The sequence below is a fragment of the Chryseobacterium soli genome, assembly GCF_000737705.1.
Lineage (GTDB): Bacteria > Bacteroidota > Bacteroidia > Flavobacteriales > Weeksellaceae > Chryseobacterium > Chryseobacterium soli.
This window is the reverse complement of record NZ_JPRH01000003.1, coordinates 531,871-551,422: the sequence shown is the minus strand read 5'-3', so window position 1 is coordinate 551,422 and position 19,552 is coordinate 531,871. Positions and strand designations below refer to the sequence as shown.

At 39.1% G+C, this 19,552-nt stretch carries 23 protein-coding genes and 1 pseudogene; 3 read left to right on the top strand and 21 right to left on the bottom strand.

The genetic code is table 11. The features are described from left to right. Positions 1-64: 64 nt before the first annotated feature. Genes IW15_RS09945 through IW15_RS09935 form a run of 3 tightly spaced genes read left to right on the top strand, consistent with a single transcriptional unit; the run spans position 65 to position 2,453 of the window. A complete protein-coding gene (locus IW15_RS09945; protein WP_034710937.1) occupies positions 65-301 on the top strand; it encodes a hypothetical protein in 237 nt (78 codons plus the stop codon). A gap of 9 nt (positions 302-310) precedes the next feature. Continuing rightward, on the top strand, positions 311-1,780 hold the full coding sequence (locus IW15_RS09940; RefSeq protein WP_034711105.1) for a M20/M25/M40 family metallo-hydrolase: 1,470 nt from the start codon (positions 311-313) through the stop codon (positions 1,778-1,780). A 58-nt stretch (positions 1,781-1,838) separates the two neighbouring features. Beyond that, on the top strand, positions 1,839-2,453 hold the full coding sequence (locus tag IW15_RS09935) for an MFS transporter (protein ID WP_084681400.1): 615 nt from the start codon (positions 1,839-1,841) through the stop codon (positions 2,451-2,453). Positions 2,454-2,655: 202 nt separating this feature from the next. Here IW15_RS09935 and ilvA read toward each other — a convergent pair whose 3' ends face one another. The 21 genes and pseudogenes from ilvA to IW15_RS09840 form a co-directional block, all read right to left on the bottom strand. Beyond that, complete coding sequence (gene ilvA / locus IW15_RS09930) at positions 2,656-3,915, bottom strand: threonine ammonia-lyase IlvA (protein WP_034710931.1); 1,260 nt, start codon at positions 3,913-3,915, stop codon at positions 2,656-2,658. Positions 3,916-3,920: 5 nt separating this feature from the next. Continuing rightward, positions 3,921-4,967, bottom strand: coding sequence for a ketol-acid reductoisomerase (gene ilvC / locus IW15_RS09925; protein ID WP_034710928.1), 1,047 nt, complete (start codon positions 4,965-4,967; stop codon positions 3,921-3,923). Positions 4,968-4,994: 27 nt separating this feature from the next. Next, entirely contained in the window at positions 4,995-5,282 is a 288-nt protein-coding gene (gene ilvN / locus IW15_RS09920; RefSeq protein WP_051881904.1) for an acetolactate synthase small subunit, read from the bottom strand. Positions 5,283-5,287: 5 nt separating this feature from the next. Further along, positions 5,288-7,033: a biosynthetic-type acetolactate synthase large subunit gene (gene ilvB, locus IW15_RS09915; protein ID WP_034710924.1), complete on the bottom strand. Its 1,746-nt coding sequence runs from the start codon at positions 7,031-7,033 to the stop codon at positions 5,288-5,290. 11 nt (positions 7,034-7,044) lie between these two features. Next, on the bottom strand, positions 7,045-8,721 hold the full coding sequence (ilvD, locus tag IW15_RS09910) for a dihydroxy-acid dehydratase (RefSeq protein ID WP_034710921.1): 1,677 nt from the start codon (positions 8,719-8,721) through the stop codon (positions 7,045-7,047). Between the two features lie 203 nt (positions 8,722-8,924). Further along, positions 8,925-9,806, bottom strand: a complete 882-nt coding sequence (gene ilvE, locus IW15_RS09905) for a branched-chain-amino-acid transaminase (protein ID WP_034710919.1) — start codon at positions 9,804-9,806, stop codon at positions 8,925-8,927. 488 nt (positions 9,807-10,294) lie between these two features. Further along, positions 10,295-11,140 carry a dihydropteroate synthase gene (gene folP / locus IW15_RS09900; protein ID WP_051881902.1) on the bottom strand — a complete coding sequence of 282 codons (846 nt, stop codon included), beginning with the start codon at positions 11,138-11,140 and terminating at the stop codon, positions 10,295-10,297. Positions 11,141-11,298: 158 nt separating this feature from the next. Beyond that, positions 11,299-11,955, bottom strand: a complete 657-nt coding sequence (locus tag IW15_RS09895; protein WP_051881900.1) for a formyltransferase family protein — start codon at positions 11,953-11,955, stop codon at positions 11,299-11,301. Continuing rightward, positions 11,942-12,214: a hypothetical protein gene (locus tag IW15_RS23100; RefSeq protein ID WP_262483663.1), complete on the bottom strand. Its 273-nt coding sequence runs from the start codon at positions 12,212-12,214 to the stop codon at positions 11,942-11,944. The genes IW15_RS09895 and IW15_RS23100 overlap by 14 nt, the downstream gene beginning before the upstream one ends. A gap of 27 nt (positions 12,215-12,241) precedes the next feature. Beyond that, positions 12,242-12,442, bottom strand: a pseudogene (locus tag IW15_RS23210) (hypothetical protein); the annotation flags it as partial. After that, entirely contained in the window at positions 12,388-13,077 is a 690-nt protein-coding gene (locus IW15_RS23010; RefSeq protein ID WP_228384337.1) for a hypothetical protein, read from the bottom strand. The gene IW15_RS23010 and the pseudogene IW15_RS23210, both read right to left, overlap by 55 nt. 145 nt (positions 13,078-13,222) lie before the next feature. After that, positions 13,223-13,606, bottom strand: coding sequence for a hypothetical protein (locus IW15_RS21995; protein WP_051881898.1), 384 nt, complete (start codon positions 13,604-13,606; stop codon positions 13,223-13,225). After that, on the bottom strand, positions 13,603-14,019 hold the full coding sequence (locus tag IW15_RS09880) for a hypothetical protein (RefSeq protein WP_034710916.1): 417 nt from the start codon (positions 14,017-14,019) through the stop codon (positions 13,603-13,605). Before IW15_RS09880 ends, IW15_RS21995 begins: the two co-directional genes overlap by 4 nt. Before the next feature lies 1 nt (position 14,020). After that, the gene (locus IW15_RS09875; protein ID WP_034710913.1) at positions 14,021-14,515 is read right to left on the bottom strand and encodes a hypothetical protein; all 495 of its coding nucleotides are present in this window, start codon (positions 14,513-14,515) and stop codon (positions 14,021-14,023) included. Between the two features lie 3 nt (positions 14,516-14,518). Then, positions 14,519-16,528, bottom strand: a complete 2,010-nt coding sequence (locus tag IW15_RS09870; RefSeq protein WP_034710910.1) for a hypothetical protein — start codon at positions 16,526-16,528, stop codon at positions 14,519-14,521. Between the two features lie 2 nt (positions 16,529-16,530). Further along, positions 16,531-17,352: a phage baseplate protein gene (locus IW15_RS21990; RefSeq protein ID WP_051881896.1), complete on the bottom strand. Its 822-nt coding sequence runs from the start codon at positions 17,350-17,352 to the stop codon at positions 16,531-16,533. A 54-nt stretch (positions 17,353-17,406) separates the two neighbouring features. Then, positions 17,407-17,895 (bottom strand): hypothetical protein, encoded by a 489-nt coding sequence (locus IW15_RS09860; RefSeq protein WP_034710907.1) that lies wholly within the window; start codon positions 17,893-17,895, stop codon positions 17,407-17,409. Next, on the bottom strand, positions 17,895-18,773 hold the full coding sequence (locus IW15_RS09855) for a hypothetical protein (RefSeq protein WP_034710904.1): 879 nt from the start codon (positions 18,771-18,773) through the stop codon (positions 17,895-17,897). Before IW15_RS09855 ends, IW15_RS09860 begins: the two co-directional genes overlap by 1 nt. Position 18,774: 1 nt before the next feature. Further along, positions 18,775-19,074 carry a hypothetical protein gene (locus tag IW15_RS09850; protein ID WP_034710902.1) on the bottom strand — a complete coding sequence of 100 codons (300 nt, stop codon included), beginning with the start codon at positions 19,072-19,074 and terminating at the stop codon, positions 18,775-18,777. Next, positions 19,074-19,262, bottom strand: a complete 189-nt coding sequence (locus IW15_RS09845) for a hypothetical protein (protein ID WP_034710899.1) — start codon at positions 19,260-19,262, stop codon at positions 19,074-19,076. The genes IW15_RS09850 and IW15_RS09845 overlap by 1 nt, the downstream gene beginning before the upstream one ends. Beyond that, positions 19,252-19,548, bottom strand: a complete 297-nt coding sequence (locus IW15_RS09840) for a hypothetical protein (protein WP_034710896.1) — start codon at positions 19,546-19,548, stop codon at positions 19,252-19,254. Before IW15_RS09840 ends, IW15_RS09845 begins: the two co-directional genes overlap by 11 nt. Between the last annotated feature and the right edge of the window lie 4 nt (positions 19,549-19,552).

Below are 19,552 nucleotides of genomic sequence, written 5' to 3'. Positions count from 1 at the left end.
ATTCAAACAATTACAACTGACTTAATATATATTTCAACCATTAATCTATACCATTCAAAAGAACATGAAAACAATACAGATACAAGCAGAACAGTTTTTTGAATTATTAAAATTAAAAGATACTTCAATGTGGGCTATTTTCTCACAGATGATCGACGGAAACGAAAAGGAAATTGTTTTCACAGATCATGAAGAGAAGATCCTTTTCAGCTATATCCTGCCCTCCAATCAGGAAAAACTGGAAGAGGACCGGAAAGAATTCTCCAAGCAATTTTCAGATAAATTGGCTAACTTCAATTAAAAAATAATGATGAACAGAAATTATCTATTTTCTATATTGAGTCTGCTTATTTTCAGCTTTGGCAGTGCTCAAAACTATAAAAAACCGCTGGTTTCCGCTATTAAGGAAGCTGATCTCAAAAAAGATATGTATGAAATGGCTGCCGATCAGTTTTGGGGTCGGGAAGCGGGAACGTTAGATGAGCTCAAAGCATCGATGTGGCTTGCTGATAAAGCTAAGGAAGCAGGAATGAAGCCTGCAGGCGATAACGGAACATTCTTTCAGTTCTTTGACATGTATAGGCATCAGGTAACGCCACAAAGTACCTTAACAATTAATGGGAACAGCCTGAAATTATGGAAAGACTATCTTGTTGCCGAACCTGTAAATGCCAGTATTGATGCTGACGTGATTTATGCAGGGACGACAGAACCGGAAGAGCTTTCCAAGCTGAATATTAAAGGAAAAGTCCTGGCGATCAATGCATCGGCTAAAAATATCAGCAAAGAAATGACACTTTTCGTAAGAAGATATCCTGGATTTATAAGAACGAAATATTATGCTAAAGCTTTTGAACTGGGAGTAAAAGCCATTATTTTCGTGACGGATGACATTTCTGATCAAAGCTGGGTAGAAGTGCTTCCCCAGATGACAAGAGGGTCTTATGGTGTGGAAGGTCTCCGTGAAAAAATCACCAATAATATTCCTGTGCTATGGATCAAAAAGGAAAATGCAGACTGGGTTAAAAATAATCCAAAGGTCTCGCTGAACCTCATCACGGAAACCTACAAATATCCCTCTGTAAATATTATCGGAAAAATTGAAGGTACCGATCCTTCTTTAAAAAGTGAATATGTTTTGCTTAGCGGACATCAGGATCATGACGGAATCAGGCATCCTGTAAAAAACGACACGATCTATAATGGAGCTGATGATAATGCCAGTACCTGTGTTGCCATGCTGGCCATGGCAAGAGCGTATAAAAAACAGCCGGGAAAGAGAAGTATTTTATTTGTTTTTCATGGGGCTGAAGAGAGAGGACTGCTAGGTTCCCGATGGCATGCTGCCCATCCTGTTGTTCCGAAAGAAAAGATCGTAGCTGTCCTGAATGGGGATATGATCGGCAGAAATGACAATAATGAAGCGGCTTTACTGGGTGGCAATGCTCCTCACAAAAACTCTGATGAATTGGTAAAAATGGCAGAAGATGCCAATAACGAAAGTACAAAATTCAAATACCTGAAAGATTGGGATTCTCCGAGCCATGCTGAATATTTCTATTTCAGGAGCGATCATCTTCCGTACGCAAAGATTGGAATTCCTGCTATATTTTTCACCAGTGTGCTTCACGATCAATACCATACTCCACAGGACGAATCTGAAAACATCAATTATAAAAAGCTGTATAAAATGATGGAATGGATGTACAGAACTTCCTGGAAAGTAGCCAACGAGGCTGAACGTCCAAAAGTGCTTTCGAATTTTTCTCTTGAACGATAAAAACTGAGCTAAGCGCTATTTCTGTTAATGATTATTGCTTAGTAAATAGATATGAAAAATGACCACAAACACTCAAAAATTAAGAAAATTATTACCACTTTTCATCATACAATTTTTCACTTGGCTTGGGCTTTTTTCAATGTGGATTTACAGCGTTCCCGTTGTAGCAAAATATGTTTTTAAAGTGGCGAATAACGAGCAGAATTTCGAAAATGCTACTTTTTGGGTCGGGATTTATTTTTCGCTTTACAGCATTTTAGGAACTTCAATTGCCTTTCTTTTGCATCGCTATATTAAAAAATACAATGCTTATTTATTACATTCAATCGCACTATTAATAGGAAGTTTCGGTTTGATTTCGATTTATTTTTTTGCGTCGCCAATTGCTTTACTTCTTTCGTTTGGATTGATTGGCGTTGGCTGGAGCAGTATTAGTACAATTCCATATTTAATGGTAGAAAAAATTTCCAAGGATGAAGAAGACGCCAATAAATATTATGCAATTTTTAATTTTTCTACGGTAATTCCGCAAGTTGTAGCGGCATTTTTATTGGCATTTCTAACTAAAAATTATTTCTCCGGAGAAACCAATAAAACCATTTTTTTGGGCGGAATTTTTATGCTGATTGCCGCAGGAATTTGTTTTGGGATTTTTTTCAAAAAGAAAAATTAATTTTTTGCTCTTTATTAATATCCTTGTCAAGGTTTAAAGCCTTGACAAGGATATTTTCTGGAGACTTTGCATTAGGGTAATATATTATGATACAAAAGTTAATAAAACTATACTTCAGTTCTGCTTTCAGCTTTCAGCTTTCAAATTACAGTCTACAAACTTCCTGACATTATTAAAAAGAAAGCCTTATCCCAAAATCAGGTTAAATAAGAATATTCATCAGTGAGGAATCTTCATTAAGATAATGTACAAAAAAATCATATTTTTTCATATTACTTAATAAGGGCTGAAAGTCTTTTTGATCTTTCAAGGCGATTCCTACGACAGCAATTCCTTTTTCTTTAGAGTTTTTCTTGGTATACTCAAAACTGGTAATGTCATCATTAGGTCCCAGAACATCGATCACAAAGGATTTCAGGGCACCGGGACGCTGTGGAAATCTTACCAGAAAATAATGTTTTAAACCTGCATATAAGAGGGCCTTTTCTTTGATCTCTTCCATTCTGGTAATATCATTATTACTTCCGCTGATGATGCAGACTACGTTTTTTCCTTTTATTTCGTCCTTATATTTTTCCAGAGCGGAGACGGAAAGTGCACCGGCAGGTTCTACTACAATAGCATCTTTATTATATAGAGAAAGTATGGTTTCACAGATCATTCCTTCATCTACAGTTACTACATCATGCAATACATCTTTACAGATATTGAAGGTGATCTCCCCTACTTTCTGTACGGCAGCTCCGTCTACAAATCGGTTTATTTTTTCCAGATGAACGGGTTTTCCTTTTTCCATTGCCATTTTCATGCTGGCAGCTCCGGATGGTTCTGCCCCTATGATTTTTGTATTGGGAGAAAGCTTTTGAAAAACACTGCAGACTCCAGCTGCAAGGCCTCCGCCTCCAATGGGCAGAAAAAGATAATCAATAGGTTGATCTGCCTGCTCCAGTATTTCCAAGGCTACGGTTGCCTGTCCTTCTATAATGGCCGGATCATCGAACGGATGAATAAATACGCCATCATGATGGTCACAATATTGGAGGGCAGCTTCTTTCGCTTCATCAAACGTATCTCCGTACAGTACAATTTCTACATAATCTCCGCCAAACATTTTCACCTGCCCAAGTTTCTGACTTGGGGTAGGCAGTGGCATGAAGATCATCCCTTTTGTTTTCATGGCACTGCATGCAAAGGCCACTCCCTGGGCATGGTTTCCTGCACTGGCGCAGACGACTCCTTTGGCAAGGCTTTCTTCAGATAAAGTGGCCATTTTATTATAAGCACCTCTTATTTTGTAGGATCTTACCCGTTGCAGATCTTCCCTTTTAAAACTGATCTGGGCATCGTATATACCCGACAGATTATTATTGACTGATAGTGGTGTTCTGACACTTACATTTTTAAGCCGCTCAGCTGCTTTGTATATGGGATCTAAGGTGGACGGGCACGTTTCATTTTCCATGTGAATTAATTATTTTCAGGTCTTAAACTGCGTACCGTTTTTCCGGCCTGCCACATTTCACTTTCTCTAAGTTCTTTTAATTCTGCATCCAGTTTTTCTCTGTAATCCGGTTTGCTGTTGCTGTCAATGGATAGCTGAGCTTCTTTTCCGGCCGCTACACTTTCGTATAATTCTTCAAATAAAGGAGAGGTGGCATCTCTAAATCTCTTCCACCAGTCTAAAGCTCCTCTTTGTGCGGTGGTACTGCAATTGGCATACATCCAGTCCATTCCGTTTTCGGCGACCAGTGGCATCAGTGACTGCGTTAATTCTTCTACCGTTTCATTAAAGGCTTCAGACGGGCTGTGTCCTTTCTTTCTCAATACATCATATTGTGCGGCAAATATTCCCTGTACTGCGCCCATTAAGGTTCCTCTTTCCCCTGTAAGGTCGCTGTATACTTCGTTTTTAAAATCAGTTTCAAACAGGTAACCGCTTCCAATGGCAATTCCCAATGCGATAACACGGTCCCTTGCTTTTCCTGTAGCATCCTGATATACGGCAAAACTGCTGTTCAATCCTCTATCCTGTAAAAACATTCTTCTTAACGAGGTTCCTGAACCTTTTGGCGCAACCAAAAATACATCTACATCAGCCGGAGGTACAATTCCTGTGCGTTCATTAAACGTAATTCCGAAACCATGAGAAAAGTATAATGCTTTCCCCGGTGTTAAATGCTGTTTTACGGTAGGCCAGTATTCTATCTGGGCGGCATCACTCAACAGGTAGCAAATAATGGTTCCTCTTTTAAGGGCTTCTTCTATTTCAAATAATGTTTCTCCCGGAGTAAATCCATCAGCCACGGCCTTATCCCATGATGCAGAGTTCTTACGCTGTCCCACAATCACATTGATTCCGCTTTCTTTCTGGTTAAGTGCCTGCCCGGGACCCTGTATTCCGTATCCGATTACAGCTACCACTTCATTTTTTAATACTTCCTGAGCTTTTTCCAGGGGAAATTCCTGTCTTGTTACTACCGTTTCCTCTACTCCTCCGAAATTCAATTTTGCCATTTTTTTTACTATTTAATGATTAATTTTTTAGTTTATATTGATATGTTGTACTGCTCTTAAAAAAACATTCTGATGATGATGTACTTCCAGCACATCGATCTGTTTTTCAATCTGACGGGTCAGTTTTTCTACCGCTTCTTCAGTTTCTTTAATGACAATCACCATTTTTTTAATCCCAGAAGCTTCTGACGGTCCCACACTAAGGCTTATGATATTGATCCTCCTTCTGGAAAACAGGGTATTGATGCGGTTCGCCGACCCCAGATGACTTTCTATATAGGCGGTGATCATATATTCTTTTTGATCCGTATTCATGATTTCTATATTTTATTATTGGTTAATACTATTTCAGAAACACTTCTTCCCTGCGGTACCATAGGGAAAACGTTGTATTCTTTCTCTACCATGATTTCCAAAAGATAGGCTCCTTCGGTATTCAGCATTTGCTGTAATGATTCTTTTAGGTTTTCTCTGAGCACCACTTTTTCACCCGATATTCCATAGGCTTTAGCCAACTGTACAAAATCGGGGCTCTGGATATCTACGAATGAGTATCTTTCATTATGAAATAGTTCCTGCCACTGCCTTACCATCCCCAGGAAGCAGTTATTGAGAATGATGATTTTTATATTGGGATGATACTGCATGACAGTACCTAATTCCTGTATATTCATCTGAGCACCTCCATCTCCCATAATCGCAATGATCTCCCTTCCTGTTTCTGCATAGGAAGCACCTATTGCTGCAGGTAAGCAAAACCCCATGGTTCCGAGTCCGCCACTGGTAATGTTGCTTTTCGAGTGGTTAAACTGAGCATACCGGCAGGCTACCATTTGATGCTGACCTACATCCGTTACAATCACAGCATTTCCATGAGTGAGTTCGTTCAGATTTTTGATCACTTCACCCATAGTGATTTCCCCTTCAGAAGGATTTAGCTCATGATTGATTAAATTAATCTGTTCTATTTCCTGGCAGTCCCTGAACTTCTGATGCCAGTCATTATGCTGTTTAGGTTCAAGCAAAGCAGTGAGTAAAGGCAGTGTTTCTTTGCAGTTTCCGACAATCGGAACCGTTACTTTTACGTTCTTATTGATTTCTGCTTTATCAATATCAAGGTGGATAATTTTTGCCTGCACTGCATATTCATCGAGTTTTCCGGTTACCCGGTCATCAAAGCGCATTCCTACTGCAATCAGGACATCGCATTCATTCGTCAGCAGATTGGGACCGTAATTACCATGCATTCCTACCATTCCAACAGCCTGCGGATGATCTGTAGGGAGAGCACTCATTCCCATAATCGTCCAGGCAGTCGGAATTCCCGATTTTTCAATACACTGCAAAAATTCCTTTTCTGCCTTTCCAAGAATGACTCCCTGACCTACGATGACAAAAGGGCGCTCTGCATTGTTGATTAATTCCGCAGCCTGTTCAATGAATTCATTCCTGATTTCCGGGTTCGGTTGATAGCTTCTGAGAAATTCACAGGGTGTATATCCCTGATACAAAACTTTCTGAAGCTGGGCATTTTTCGTAATATCGATCACCACGGGTCCAGGTCTGCCGGATCTGGCAATATAAAAAGCTTTGGAAATGACTTCAGAAAGGTCATCCGCATCAGCTACCTGATAATTCCATTTGGTGACAGGGGTTGTTATATTCATGACATCGATTTCCTGAAAGGCATCGGTTCCTAACAAATGAGCATACACTTGCCCTGTAATACATACCAGTGGCGTACTGTCCAGTAATGCATCGGCCAGCCCTGTAACAAGATTGGTTGCTCCCGGACCGCTGGTTGCCAGTACCACTCCTACTTTTCCGGACGCTCTCGCAAAACCCTGAGCGGCATGTACAGCACCCTGTTCGTGGCGTACCAGAACATGTTCCAAGGTTTCTTTATAATCATAAAGAGCATCATAAATCGGGATAATGGCTCCTCCGGGATACCCGAATATTGTTTTTACTCCTTCCTGCAAAAATGCTTCGAGAATAACCTGACTTCCGCTAAGTTCCGTTCCTATCAAACTGCTTTTATCTGTGGTGAAATTTTGACTATTCATTGTACTTGATTTTATATTTCATCTGTTACACAGCCTTCTGCTGCTGAAGAAACGGTTAATGCATATTTGTACAGTAATCCTTTTGTCACTTTTAATGGAGGTTTTACCCAGCCCTGCTTCCTTATTTCAATTTCTGCATCAGAGACATTCAGTTGTATAGTATTGTTTACTGCATCAATTTCAATGAGGTCATCATCTTCTACAAAAGCGATTAATCCTCCTTCCTGCGCTTCAGGAGTAATGTGGCCTACAACAAAACCATGGGTTCCGCCGCTGAATCTTCCATCTGTAATCAATGCGACAGAGTTTCCAAAACCAGCTCCGATCAAAGCACTGGTGGGTTTCAGCATTTCGGGCATTCCGGGAGCGCCTTTTGGTCCTTCGTTACGGATAACGATAACGTCTCCATGCTGAACTTTTCCGTTCCGTATGCCTTCAACCAGATTTTTCTCCCCATCAAATACCCTCGCTTTACCTAAAAATTTCTCCCCTTCTTTTCCCGTTATTTTAGCTACGCTGCCTTTCTCTGCAAGGTTTCCGTATAATATTCTGATATGTCCCGTTGCTTTTACAGGATTGGAAATGGGTCTTATAATTTTTTGTTTTGAAAAATCCAGCTCCGGTACGTTTTCTAAATTTTCAGATAATGTTTTACCGGTAACTGTAAGACAATCGCCGTGAAGCAAGCCTTCACTTAAAAGGTATTTCATGACCGCAGGGATTCCTCCGTGTTCATGAAGATCCTGCATCAGGTATTTACCGCTGGGTTTTAAATCGGCAAGTACAGGCGTTATATCACTCATTTTCTGGAAATCATCCTGTGTTACTACCACATCAACACTTTTTGCCATGGCAATAAAATGCAGTACGGCATTGGTACTTCCGCCCAGCACAATGATCATACGGAGTGCATTTTCAAAGGCTTTGCGGGTCATGATATCAGAAGGTTTGATATCTTTTTCCAGTAATTTTTTCAAATAACCGCCGGCTTCCAGACACTCATTCTGTTTTTCCAGACTTGTAGCAGGGTTTGATGATGAATAAGGCAGGCTCATTCCCAATGCTTCTATCGCTGAAGCCATAGTATTGGCAGTGTACATTCCACCGCATGCTCCTGCTCCTGGACAAGAATTTTTAATCACGCCGTTGAAATCTTCTTCAGAAATTTCGCCTGCTATTTTTTGTCCTAATGCTTCAAAAGCTGAAACGATATTGAGCTGGTTTCCCTTATAACATCCGGGAGCAATGGTTCCGCCATAAACCATAATAGAAGGTCTGTTCAATCTTCCCATTGCCATAATGGTTCCGGGCATATTTTTGTCACATCCCGGCAAAGCGATGATGCCGTCATAATATTGCGCTCCGCAGATAGCCTCAATACTGTCTGCTATAACATCCCGGCTTACCAGCGAATAGCGCATTCCGTCTGTTCCGTTGCTCATCCCGTCGCTTACCCCGATGGTATTAAAAACCAATCCGGCCAAGCCCTGTTCCCAGGTTCCTTTTTTTACGATCTGGGCCAAATCGTTGAGGTGCATATTACAGGTATTTCCATCGTAGCCCATACTGGCAATTCCGACCTGGGCTTTCTGCATGTCTTCATCTGTAAATCCTATCCCATAAAGCATGGCTTTTGCGGCCGGCTGTTCAGTGTTTTGTGTGAATGTTTTTGAATATTTATTTAACATAGTATCCTGTATTTGCTGTTCTTATCATTTTCAGTGTGGGATTAAAAATTTCAATTGTTGGAATTTATTAATGAGGTTTTTTATTTAATTTCGAGCCAAAACTACAGCTTGTAATGTTCTTTTTATTTTCACTTTTATAAAAATTACAATATCCAACTGTTTGAAAAACGGATGTATCGAATTGATAATTAAATATTTAAGTTCTAAATATTTACAACGACAGAACTCCTTACCAGTTTCAGATAAGCCTGCTGTACCTTTTCACTTGCAGTATCTTTCCAGTTTTTAGTGAAGGGAACATTATCCAAAGAATCCAATCCTACAATTTCTGCTGCCGTACCACAGAAAAAAGCGGCATCAGCTCCTCTCATTTCTTCAGGTTTAAAGAAGGTTTCTTTAACAGGAATATTAAGTTCACTGCATATTTCAAAAACGGTCTGTCTGGTGATTCCCGGCAGTATACTTCCTTTTGCGGGAGTAAATAATGTTCCGTTTTTTTCATAGAATATATTAGCTCCTGAGCTTTCTGCGACGTTGCCGTATTCATCGAGTAAAAGGGCTTCGTCATAGCCTTTGTCTTTGGCATCCTGGCAGGCCAGAATAGAATTGACGTAATGTCCGCCTACTTTGGCTTCGACTTTAAAAGCATTAGGATTGGGGCGTTGAAAACCTGAGGTCATGATCTTCATTTTATCTGCCAGATAGCCGTTGCTCCATTCCCAGGCGAGCAGCGACAGGTAGGATTCTTTTCCTTTTGAAAGGGACATATTGGGAGAACAGGTAACCAATGGGCGGATATACGCATCGGTGAATCCGTTACGTTCCAAAAGCTCATAGGTAAGGTCTGTCAATTCACTGACCGAATAATCAAAAGGGATATACATCAGTTCTGCTGATCTTTTCAGCCTTTCATAGTGTTCTTTTGCTTTAAAGATCCTTGTCCCGCTATCGGTGTTGTAAGATTTTATGCCTTCAAAAACAGAATAGCCATAATGAAGTGACTGTCCGTAAAGATCCATTCCGGCATCTTTTGCTTTTACAAAATTTCCTTTAAAATAAATAAGGGTTTCGTTGTCGTAATACATTTTTTATACAGTTTAAAATTCATTGAAATAAAAAAGCCCTCTCACAATGTGAGAGGGCTTAGAATATATGCATGCAATATCTTTCCGTCTCACAGTCGTAAGGGAATAATAATGACGATAATAATGATTGTTAATAAGTACATAGTTTCTGAAATAAAAAAAGCCGCTTCAATATGAAACGGCTTTATATAATGTAAAATAATTTTATTGTTATACTACCGCTCTTTACTATTGAATGACAATAGTATTAATAATAGAAATGACAATAATATTTTTCTGATTCGTAAAATTCATGGTGTAAAGGTATTGATTTTTCAATACTACGCAATATTTTTTACCTTTTTTTTGATTTTTAATTTTCTCCAGGCAAAAAAGCACTGGAAATTTACAGATTTTAAAATTTCCGGAAAGCCGTATTGAAAAAGGGAATCTGCAATATTGTTATCCGTATTTTTCAAAACTCTTTTTTATTTAATTTTTTTTGTTTGTCAAGAAAATTCCAGCATCATTTTCTTTGCTTCGGCGACATCGTGAACCCTTAAAATTTTGGCACCCTGTTTCAATACTGCTCTATGAAGTTTTTGGGTTTCTTCATTGATATCCAAAGGAGATTTACCAAGAGGTTTGTAGATGAATGATTTTCTGGAAATCCCTATCAACAAAGGAAACTTACCAAATCCGAGGTACTCTACTTCATGGATCATTTTCATCTGATCTTCCATAGTTTTTCCAAAACCAAATCCCGGATCAAGAACAATATCTTTCACACCTTTCTCCATCAACAATGCCGTTTTCTCAGAAAAATAGCGGTTCACGTCCAATGTAATATCCGCAAAGGTATTTTTATCATGCATCGTTTTGTATGAAGGATTAACTTGCATCAGAATGTAGGGAAGTCCGGTTTCTGCCGCTGTATCAAACATCGCAGGATCATATTGCCCTCCGGAAATATCATTGATCATATCTATTCCTTCATTGAAGCCAAATTGTACGGTTTCGGCATAAAAAGTATCCAGCGAGAGTAATGCCCCAGGAAATTCTTTTTTAATTTGGGAAAGTAAGCTTCCGATTCTCCTTATTTCTTCTGCACTCGTTAAAAATTCAGCATTGGGACGGGTAGATTGTGGACCGACATCAATGATTTCGGCACCGTCTTTCAGCATTTTTTCGGTGTGTTTTAAAGCGGATTTTTCGTTATTAAATGTGCCGCCATCTGAAAAAGAATCCGGAGTAAGGTTCAGGATTCCCATGATTTTGGGAGTACTTAAATCAACCAGTCTTCCGTTACAGTTGATGGAGTGAAAAGGTTTATGAATTAAAGGAGTTGAAAACATACAACTTTGTATTAAGGATGATAGGTGGTTTGGTATACTGCAAAATTAGGGAGTTAATGTGTAATTTTCACTGAATATTATAAACAGAAATTCCAAACGCCAAATTCTCATTTCCAAGCGTCCGAGAAAACTATAAACTCAAAAATACAAAAAGCCACTTAATTGTGGCTATTTTTATAATCGATCATTAACAGATCAGGTCTATATATATCTTTGACGTTGGTATCCGGTTCGAACGTGCTGTATTTTTTATCCTGTGGTTTCCTTGCTATCACTCCGTTTAAGATGTCTTTGAGGGCTGATTCAAAGAGTTTCAACCCCATCGGGAGTAATGTATCCCTCCATAGGCTTGAAGCCGATTTTTGGGGCTGTAAATAATATTCCGGAGGAATCCAGCACCAATCCTGATAAGCAATGTCTCCTCTGTCAATACCTGCATTAAGCCAAAAGACCGTCCCACCGGTGATGGGCTCCTTCATGCGTATGGCCCATTCAATTGCGCTGCGTCCGCGGTGTCGTGGTAATAATGACGGATGATAGCCAAGCCATCCAAGCCGTGGAATATACCGGGTTTTCTTGCCGATATAGTCAAACGAGTGCGCGGTAATACCCAAATCACATTCCGGCATATTATCCGCAGTTAGCATCCCCGCCGGAATAATCGGAACATTCCACAGACGCGCAGACCTCCCAATGTACTTATCATCCAAGGGGCAACAAACCCCGACAATCTCAATATCTAATTTCTGGCAAAGCCTGAATACTTCTTCCCCGAAATACTTTTGCCCTGATATAAAAACTTTAAATTTCTTCATTTCCTAAATATTTAAATCCCTGTACCGCCCTAAAATGTCCACCAAAGCCTCCCGTAAGTTTTTTGCCATCTTGAATACCTTTTCCAGTTTTTTGTAATGATTTTATACTTCGCACCTTATTATCACCGTTAAGTTTTGCAGATACCTGTTTCCATTTTTTGGAATTTCTCATATATCCGCAAAGCTGGGGGTGTGAAGTATGAAAATAGGTATGATATTTTCTTTGGCACCTTCCATTTCCTTCTAAGTGGTACTGCATAATTTCATTTAAAAAAGCGGTGCCCACTCCCGCGCCCTGCCATTCCGGCATTACGACCAACCGGGTGGCTCTGTACCCTTTTGATGGAAAAAAAGGACAAACAGCAACATGACAAACCAATTCACAATCAACCGTTCCAACAAAATACTCGGCACAGGGCGGATGTTTTAAATCTAAATAATAATGCTCTTTAAAAAATTTCCAGAAACTTCCGTCGACCTTCCAAATGTCGAGTTTAATAGGAGGTCGTTTTTGGACTTTTTTTTTACTTCACCCGTCCGGGTGTCATACACCCAATCAGGTTGCAGCCATTCGACAATATCATAATGGCATGAAAGCAATACAATTTGTTTTCCTTTGGTTTTTCGCCATGCTTTTGCAAATGCTGCGGCCCCAATTTTAGCGATCTGTCTGTCAACAACAGACGTAAACTCATCGATAACGACCTGATCCGGGGCTTCACAAATTAATCTGGCCAATCCCGCGCGGAACTGCTCACCATTGCTTAATACTTTAAAGGGGCGGAGCCATGCGGGAACATCTCCCAGTCCTACGGCAGACAATGCGCTGGTAACTGTATTCATTTCTAAGTCTGGAGTGATATCCTCAATAATAGGGAGCTCAGGATTCCAGCCTTCAGATAAATTAGTAATTCCATTTTTCCAAATTTTGCTCCCGATTGATGTTTTGCCACTTCCCGAAGCACCAACGATGAGTCCAATCTGCCAGCCTTCTTCTTCAATAGGTAATTCTGCGGTATGCTCCCAAGTATGCCCGTTTTCGGAATTGAACAGACTTTTTACTTTTTCAGACCTGAACGAATTAAAATTTTTACAGGTGTGTTTTACTTCTATTTTTTTCATACTGATACTACTTTTAAATTTTTGAATCCCATTTCTTTTAGTTTGTCGAACAATTCTTTTTGCTCTTTTTCGCTGTCCACTTTTATAATGACAGCATGTTGTTCTTTGTAATTAAAATTTGACATATATTTATTTTATGATATTTCTACAGTGTAATTCCATTGTCTCTTAATTTTGCCTTAAGCATCGTATTTTCTGCCTTTAACAAATTATTCTCTGCTTTCAGCTGTTCATTAATTCTTTTTTGAAAATCGATCTGTTCCTGGAACAGAACAACCTTTTTATCCGATAAATCTGAAAATTCTTTAAATTTAGCTTCGTAACGGTTTCCCAGATCATCTAGCGTTTCTTTATAGAGTCTAACCAACTTATCAGCGTTTTCAATTTCTTTGCCCTCATTATCGGCGTTTATTCCGGCAACTTCCGCCTGAAGTTTTCTTTTTCCAAATAAAAACCCCGCAAGACCGGTTAGTACTGCCCCAATGAAAGCTCCGAAGTGCTCCATTAACAATTGTAACAATTCTTTCATTTTTTAGTAAATAAGTGGTTATAATAATAAGCCTGCATTTCTGTAATGGCCTCCTCACAATGATTTTTGCCCAGTATATTTAAAAGTCTTCGAAGCCAGGAATCCTTTTCATATTGTTTTAATAATCCTGTTACTGCCGAAATAGTTTCATACCATTTCCCATATCGGGCATAATCGTTTTTGACTTTTAAGACGTCATTCAAAAGCTCTCCGGCTCCGGCATTGGCTAACCCATCAAAAACAAGATTAATACTTCTTAGAATCGGTGTAAACTGTCTTGAGATTGAATAGTCCCACTTTAAGGTGTGCTTTATAACAGTGTAGAAAAATCCTGAAACAAAAAGCAAAAGAAAAATCGGGATTCCGAGTACCATAAACAGGATTTCAAGTAGTAAGGTTGATATCGTTTTCATCTTATATCTCGTTAATTTCTTTGTCAAACAGGGGTATATACATTCCCATAAATTTTGAGAAAATATCAATCACATGAACAGACTTTGTTTTCAACAGAAAACGGATATACTGTACAGATTGGGCTTTCAGTACCTCTTCCTTTTCTTCCACGACTTCTCCGGCATCATTAGTAGTTCTTAAAATTCCTTTAAGAACTCCATTTTCGCCCATAATTTCCTCGACATTTCCTTCATGGATCATCCAGTCCGGCATTTTCAACCGTTTGTGTATCTTGTTGCCTTCCCGCAATATCAGGTATTGACGGACATTTACGTAGATACGGTCTTCGTCACCTTCCATATCGGGGGTATTGAAGCCTGTAACGACTAACTTTCTGGCAAACTGAGGATATACAGGATGATCCGGTAGTGCAATCTCATGCCATGATTTACCTGTATTTTTTATGGCATCTACAATAGCCTGTACTTCGGCTGTTAATATAAGTTCTGTATTCATTTTTTAAAATTTATATGCTTTTATTATTTGTGATGACAGCCCTTTGTTTGCATTGTCATTTGATGTTACTACACCACCAAAATATAGGTCTAATCCGGGCGATATGCTAGACTGCACCTGATAAACGATATCTGCGTTGTTTAATCTCGCATAAGTCCTTTTTATGATAACATTACCTTTCTTGATAAATATAATTCTAAACACTTGTGTTCCTGTATAATTGAAAGTTGGATTATCTATGAACTTACCATTAGAACCGCCGTCAAACTGATAAAGAGACAACACAATCAAATCATTTGATAAATCATTAACTACATTCGTAGATGAGAGTCCTACAGCCTCAAATGAACTATTAGCTCCTAAATAATTAGTAATTGAGACTATTATTTCTAAGTAAAAATTATCCCCTGCATTGAATAAAGGCTGGACGGTTTTAACTTTATGGATTATTTGAGAGGATAACGCAACAGGTGCGACATTACTATCAGGGAATGACTTAAAACCGTTACTTATTAATGCCATGTTAGGCGAGGCAACATTGTTTAGTGTTTTATTAGACCATGATATAGCTGTAAGGTCTACACGATTAACAGAAGAAGAAATAGTAAAAATATCTGTTAAATACGTTGCTACTCCGTTAAATAATAAAATCTTGTAGTCCCCTTGGTAGTTGTTTACATTTAGGAAAAAATTTATATAATTGGCATTCAACAAAGTGACTTTATTATTGTTAATCGTTTCCAAAATTGTCACATTGCCCGCAGTAGACGTTCCGGTGCATATGCTAACCGTAAAATTAGCAGGGTTCAGGTTCAGATTTGCCCCTTCTAAGGTTATATTTACGTTATCATTGTTAGATAGGTTGACAGTATCTTTTTCCACTACAGGCGGGATAACAGCGGTTACGCTCATCGTGTTTGTAGTCCAACCGCCGTTCATTTCTGTTTTCCAAGCTGTTTTTTGTGTATCATTGAGTTGACTGGGAATCGTTACAAATTCACTAGCCAGATCCTCTTTCATTAATACCGTTTTTTTAGTTCCAGTACTATCTGTAAATAAAAGCTTTCTATTATAACAAGTAATCTGATTGTTCAATGTCTCCGTATTATCGTCTAAAACAACCGCTTTAGAACGAATTCTGCCATTATTCAAATGAAGCATTTCACTGGGGGTTGTTGTGCCTACTCCGTATTTACCTAAATTATTGTAGACATCTGAAGCCGTAAAGTCGGAGCCATTCCAAAATAAAAGGTAATTAGAAGCGGGATTAATGAGTCTATACCCCGTAGTAGTTCCGGTTCTGTTGATAAAATAATTTCCTGCTGTGCTCGGTTTGTCAAGTTTCGCATCTAAAGCCGCTTGTAACCCCTGAACCATCGCAATAGTAATATTGGTGAGTCCGGTAGGAATGTAATTGGCGGAAACGGTTTTGGTTCCCCCTTTGTAAATGTACAGGCTATAATTTCCAGCTCCGTCCGGAATAGCAATCATGTCGTTCTTCTCATACGGATAACTGGCATTGTTTGCCATAAAAGCAGACAAAGAAGTTTGTGTCACGGAAATAAGCTCAGTAAGCCCCAATGCTTCAATTTTGGAAGCCATAATCTTACCATTAGAAACAAAATCTGTAAGAACCATATATAGGGCATCACTTTGCTGTTTACTCCACACATTCCCGTACACATTATTAGGCGGATCATCTACCGTGGCAATATTGGGAGGAAGATCTCCAACGCCTAAAATAATTTTCCATGCTTGAATATTTATATCATTAAGGTTGGATGCATCTAATTTAGCCAATGTGGTATTATGGGCATCCACATTGGTTAAATGGGCCTGATATACCAATTTATCTGTTTTGTCCTGCAATTTGGCATTGAGGTTGTCGACCTTATCCATAGGGATGAATTCATCTTTATGGTAGAACGAAGACCATGAAGCGGCAAACTGTTCCTGTGTTGGAAAGTCTCCGTCCTCATACCAGCTCAGTATTGTATGTAATGGTGTAGACATTATTATTGAAAATTAGGTTCTATAAAATTTACGATTCGTGAAGGCTGCACATTATTATGAGGCTGGTCTCCCCCGGTTGTTGCTGTTTTTGCAGAAGACGCGCCGTTGGTTGATGCTGATAAATGGTTACCATTCTGACCGGGAGGGCCCGCATATTCTGCGGTAGCGTGATCGTGTATAGGTATTTCGGATATGGTAAGCTTATGTGTTTTACTTCCAAAGCTTGCATTTAATGTCGCAAAATCGGGATCATCAGGATCGAGACCCACCAATGTTTTTCCCCTGAGATCAATACATTCTTTCCAGCCTTCCGGAATTTCGTCAAACGGTCTTCTCCAAGCCCAGACAATCCCACCGTTGATAATTGGGGCTGTTTTAAGTTCTAAAAGTTGTACACGATCTTCCAAAGCTTCAAGATCATCCTGAGAAGCACTGCTTTCTACTTTCTCCTGAATTTCCTTAAGGGTTTTTAACTTGATGAAATCTGCCCAATTATAATTGGGATTTCCATTTCCGAAACGCACAATCTTTTTTTCGATGAGTGTTTTTGTCGTTTGGTCTTCAAAAGTTTTTTGTATCTCTTCGGTATGGATATAAACAGTAGGTACAATGGACCCCCCCTCAAAATAATATAACTTACCTTCAATAGCCAATACTCCCGGACTTACATTCGTTCCGATGATCTCACAGCCGGAAAGTATGGTAAGGCTTCCCGAAAGATCACCTAACACTTCAAATATTCCGTACGCCTCCTCAATAAGAGCCATCAGGTCATTTGTCAATGGTACACCGCCCGTCTGTAAAAATTTGAAAATATATTTCATCTGTAATTTTTATCTTTTTTTATGGTCAGATGGAACCTTATGCAGGTTTCATGATTAAATGATTACGATTTGATATTGCTTGCTTTGCAGGATATAAAAATCTATCTCTGCCTTTAACTGTAATGGGTTAATTGCCGTATTCGGTATTTCTACGATAAAATCGTATTCACTGTACAATTCCGCCTCTGTTCTTATATAAATTGGGTTACCGCTATCATACAGCCATTGCATTTTAGAATGTTGTACATCATCCTCTGCCTCTGTGTAGAGATAAACACCTTCATACTGTACCGCTTTAACAATTTTAATTCTCCGTTCTATGGGGTCAAATAGATCATTAAGTCTTCTTTGCACCGAATATTTTTGATAATTGAAATTCATTTTAATGAGGTTCTGCTTTCTTTTTCTCAGAAATTCGATATACATCGACTCTAAAGGAAAGAGTAGACACCACAGATAATTGAGAGTTATCGGTTTTCTCCTGAAGGTAGGAATCCACCACAACGCTAATTGTTTGAAATTGATTTTAAATAACTGATCCATTATTCCTGAGGTTGATAATTGATATAGGTAATCCCGCTCCAGTCTTCTATCTTAAATCTTCCGGACTTTGGAATTCGGCTGATTGTAATCGGCTGGAACTGTCCGTACCCAACGCCTGGCTCAATCCATTTGCTCTGTATATTCAATTTGTTCAGATCAATAACGCCTTCCGTAGCCTTAATTTCTTCCAGAAGTTTTTGAACACTTAGCTCCCCATTAAAAGGAAGATTCAGTAAAAAACGGCTGATTGTATCCCGTACCGGAAACTTTCCGCTTACGATACTCATTCCGTTGGGAAGCAATACCAAAGGATCATAACATATTTCAATATCCTGCTTCAGTATATCCGGCAAAAAGTTCAAGATTACAATATCATCACCGGCTGCCTGTATTTCTTCAATAAATTTTTTGAATGCCAGGGCTTTTTCGTCTGAAAGGACTTCGTCCGTATTTTCGCCCGCAATCTTCATGGAAATTTTAATTTTACCGGTATTGGATTTGCTGCGGGTTACGGCGACATATTTTATGATTTTTGAAGCTTCAACCTGCTCCGGCGTTGCTTCGATTTGTACGCCGTTATCTTCGTAAGTGGATGAAAACTGATCTGTTTCAGGGATTAAGTCAAAGCCATACTGAAAGCGAAGTGCTTCATTTCTGTACCATGGCAAACGCGGGACTTTCTGATTGGCTATTTTGTCATCTATTTCTTTCATGTGAAGATTTACAGCTTCCTGAAAGTTGAAAATCATAAAGGCCACAGCTTCCATAATATTACGCCAAACCGCCGTTTTTGAGGGAGAACTGAGCACCTGTAAAAAAGGATTAGTCTCTTTTAATGATAGAATTAACCCTATAATTTCCTGTAGTGTCCGATTCATTTTAGCTTATTTTAAAAGAATTTCCAATCTGCATATATCCTATGCCTTTGAATGTCGGTATTTCATTGTTTTGGTCTCCTGTTGCTGCCGTTGCCGGCTGTATTTTTTTTGCCGTATACTCATTCAGCACATCCGTATTTTTCTGTACATCTTCCGGGATTTCGGCGGGATTACCTGCTGATACTATATCCGAAACAGAAAAGCCATTGGCAATAGCGATGGCAAAGCAATTCTCTACAGTTCCTGTATGCTGTAATGCGATGTCCAGAATCGATTGATTATTTAAAATAATTTCTTTCATTACGTTACTTTTCCCTGTGTTAACGCTCCGCCATTAGGAGGGCAAACTCCGGTCACGGTTCCGCTTTTAACATATTCCTCTATTGCATCTGCCAACTCCTGAGCGGCAATATCTACATTACTTGTTGTTTTGGGCTTGCTAAAAATGGCTGTAAGCCTACTTATTAATTGCGGTTTATCAAGTGCCATTTCTCTGAGCGTTTATGGTGAAATTTTCGGCATCTTCAATTTTGAAATCAATATTTTGGAAGCCGTCATATTTCAACTGTTCGTTGACTTCACGGGTGATGCCTTGTCTGGTATTTCTTGCTTTTAGCAATCTGAGCATTTCAGCACCCAAAAGAGGCGTATTTTTAAATTCCCCCTTAAAGGCAATAAGTATGCTTTCAATTTCCTGCTGCTCGGAACTTCCAATCTGAAAATCCCCGTTTACAATAGAAATATCGTTTTCGTCGTTTAAAAGTATATCCATCATATTT

Bases quoted from the DNA above. Each gene is read 5' to 3' on its own strand.
- IW15_RS09945 (WP_034710937.1), top strand. From the start codon at position 65: ATGAAAACAATACAGATACAAGCAGAACAGTTTTTTGAATTATTAAAA.
- IW15_RS09940 (WP_034711105.1), top strand. From the start codon at position 311: ATGAACAGAAATTATCTATTTTCTATATTGAGTCTGCTTATTTTCAGC.
- IW15_RS09935 (WP_084681400.1), top strand. From the start codon at position 1,839: ATGACCACAAACACTCAAAAATTAAGAAAATTATTACCACTTTTCATC.
- ilvA (WP_034710931.1), bottom strand. From the start codon at position 3,915: ATGGAAAATGAAACGTGCCCGTCCACCTTAGATCCCATATACAAAGCA.
- ilvC (WP_034710928.1), bottom strand. From the start codon at position 4,967: ATGGCAAAATTGAATTTCGGAGGAGTAGAGGAAACGGTAGTAACAAGA.
- ilvN (WP_051881904.1), bottom strand. From the start codon at position 5,282: ATGAATACGGATCAAAAAGAATATATGATCACCGCCTATATAGAAAGT.
- ilvB (WP_034710924.1), bottom strand. From the start codon at position 7,033: ATGAATAGTCAAAATTTCACCACAGATAAAAGCAGTTTGATAGGAACG.
- ilvD (WP_034710921.1), bottom strand. From the start codon at position 8,721: ATGTTAAATAAATATTCAAAAACATTCACACAAAACACTGAACAGCCG.
- ilvE (WP_034710919.1), bottom strand. From the start codon at position 9,806: ATGTATTACGACAACGAAACCCTTATTTATTTTAAAGGAAATTTTGTA.
- folP (WP_051881902.1), bottom strand. From the start codon at position 11,140: ATGTTTTCAACTCCTTTAATTCATAAACCTTTTCACTCCATCAACTGT.
- IW15_RS09895 (WP_051881900.1), bottom strand. From the start codon at position 11,955: ATGAAGAAATTTAAAGTTTTTATATCAGGGCAAAAGTATTTCGGGGAA.
- IW15_RS23100 (WP_262483663.1), bottom strand. From the start codon at position 12,214: ATGCAGTACCACTTAGAAGGAAATGGAAGGTGCCAAAGAAAATATCAT.
- IW15_RS23010 (WP_228384337.1), bottom strand. From the start codon at position 13,077: ATGAAAAAAATAGAAGTAAAACACACCTGTAAAAATTTTAATTCGTTC.
- IW15_RS21995 (WP_051881898.1), bottom strand. From the start codon at position 13,606: ATGAAAGAATTGTTACAATTGTTAATGGAGCACTTCGGAGCTTTCATT.
- IW15_RS09880 (WP_034710916.1), bottom strand. From the start codon at position 14,019: ATGAAAACGATATCAACCTTACTACTTGAAATCCTGTTTATGGTACTC.
- IW15_RS09875 (WP_034710913.1), bottom strand. From the start codon at position 14,515: ATGAATACAGAACTTATATTAACAGCCGAAGTACAGGCTATTGTAGAT.
- IW15_RS09870 (WP_034710910.1), bottom strand. From the start codon at position 16,528: ATGTCTACACCATTACATACAATACTGAGCTGGTATGAGGACGGAGAC.
- IW15_RS21990 (WP_051881896.1), bottom strand. From the start codon at position 17,352: ATGAAATATATTTTCAAATTTTTACAGACGGGCGGTGTACCATTGACA.
- IW15_RS09860 (WP_034710907.1), bottom strand. From the start codon at position 17,895: ATGGATCAGTTATTTAAAATCAATTTCAAACAATTAGCGTTGTGGTGG.
- IW15_RS09855 (WP_034710904.1), bottom strand. From the start codon at position 18,773: ATGAATCGGACACTACAGGAAATTATAGGGTTAATTCTATCATTAAAA.
- IW15_RS09850 (WP_034710902.1), bottom strand. From the start codon at position 19,074: ATGAAAGAAATTATTTTAAATAATCAATCGATTCTGGACATCGCATTA.
- IW15_RS09845 (WP_034710899.1), bottom strand. From the start codon at position 19,262: ATGGCACTTGATAAACCGCAATTAATAAGTAGGCTTACAGCCATTTTT.
- IW15_RS09840 (WP_034710896.1), bottom strand. From the start codon at position 19,548: ATGATGGATATACTTTTAAACGACGAAAACGATATTTCTATTGTAAAC.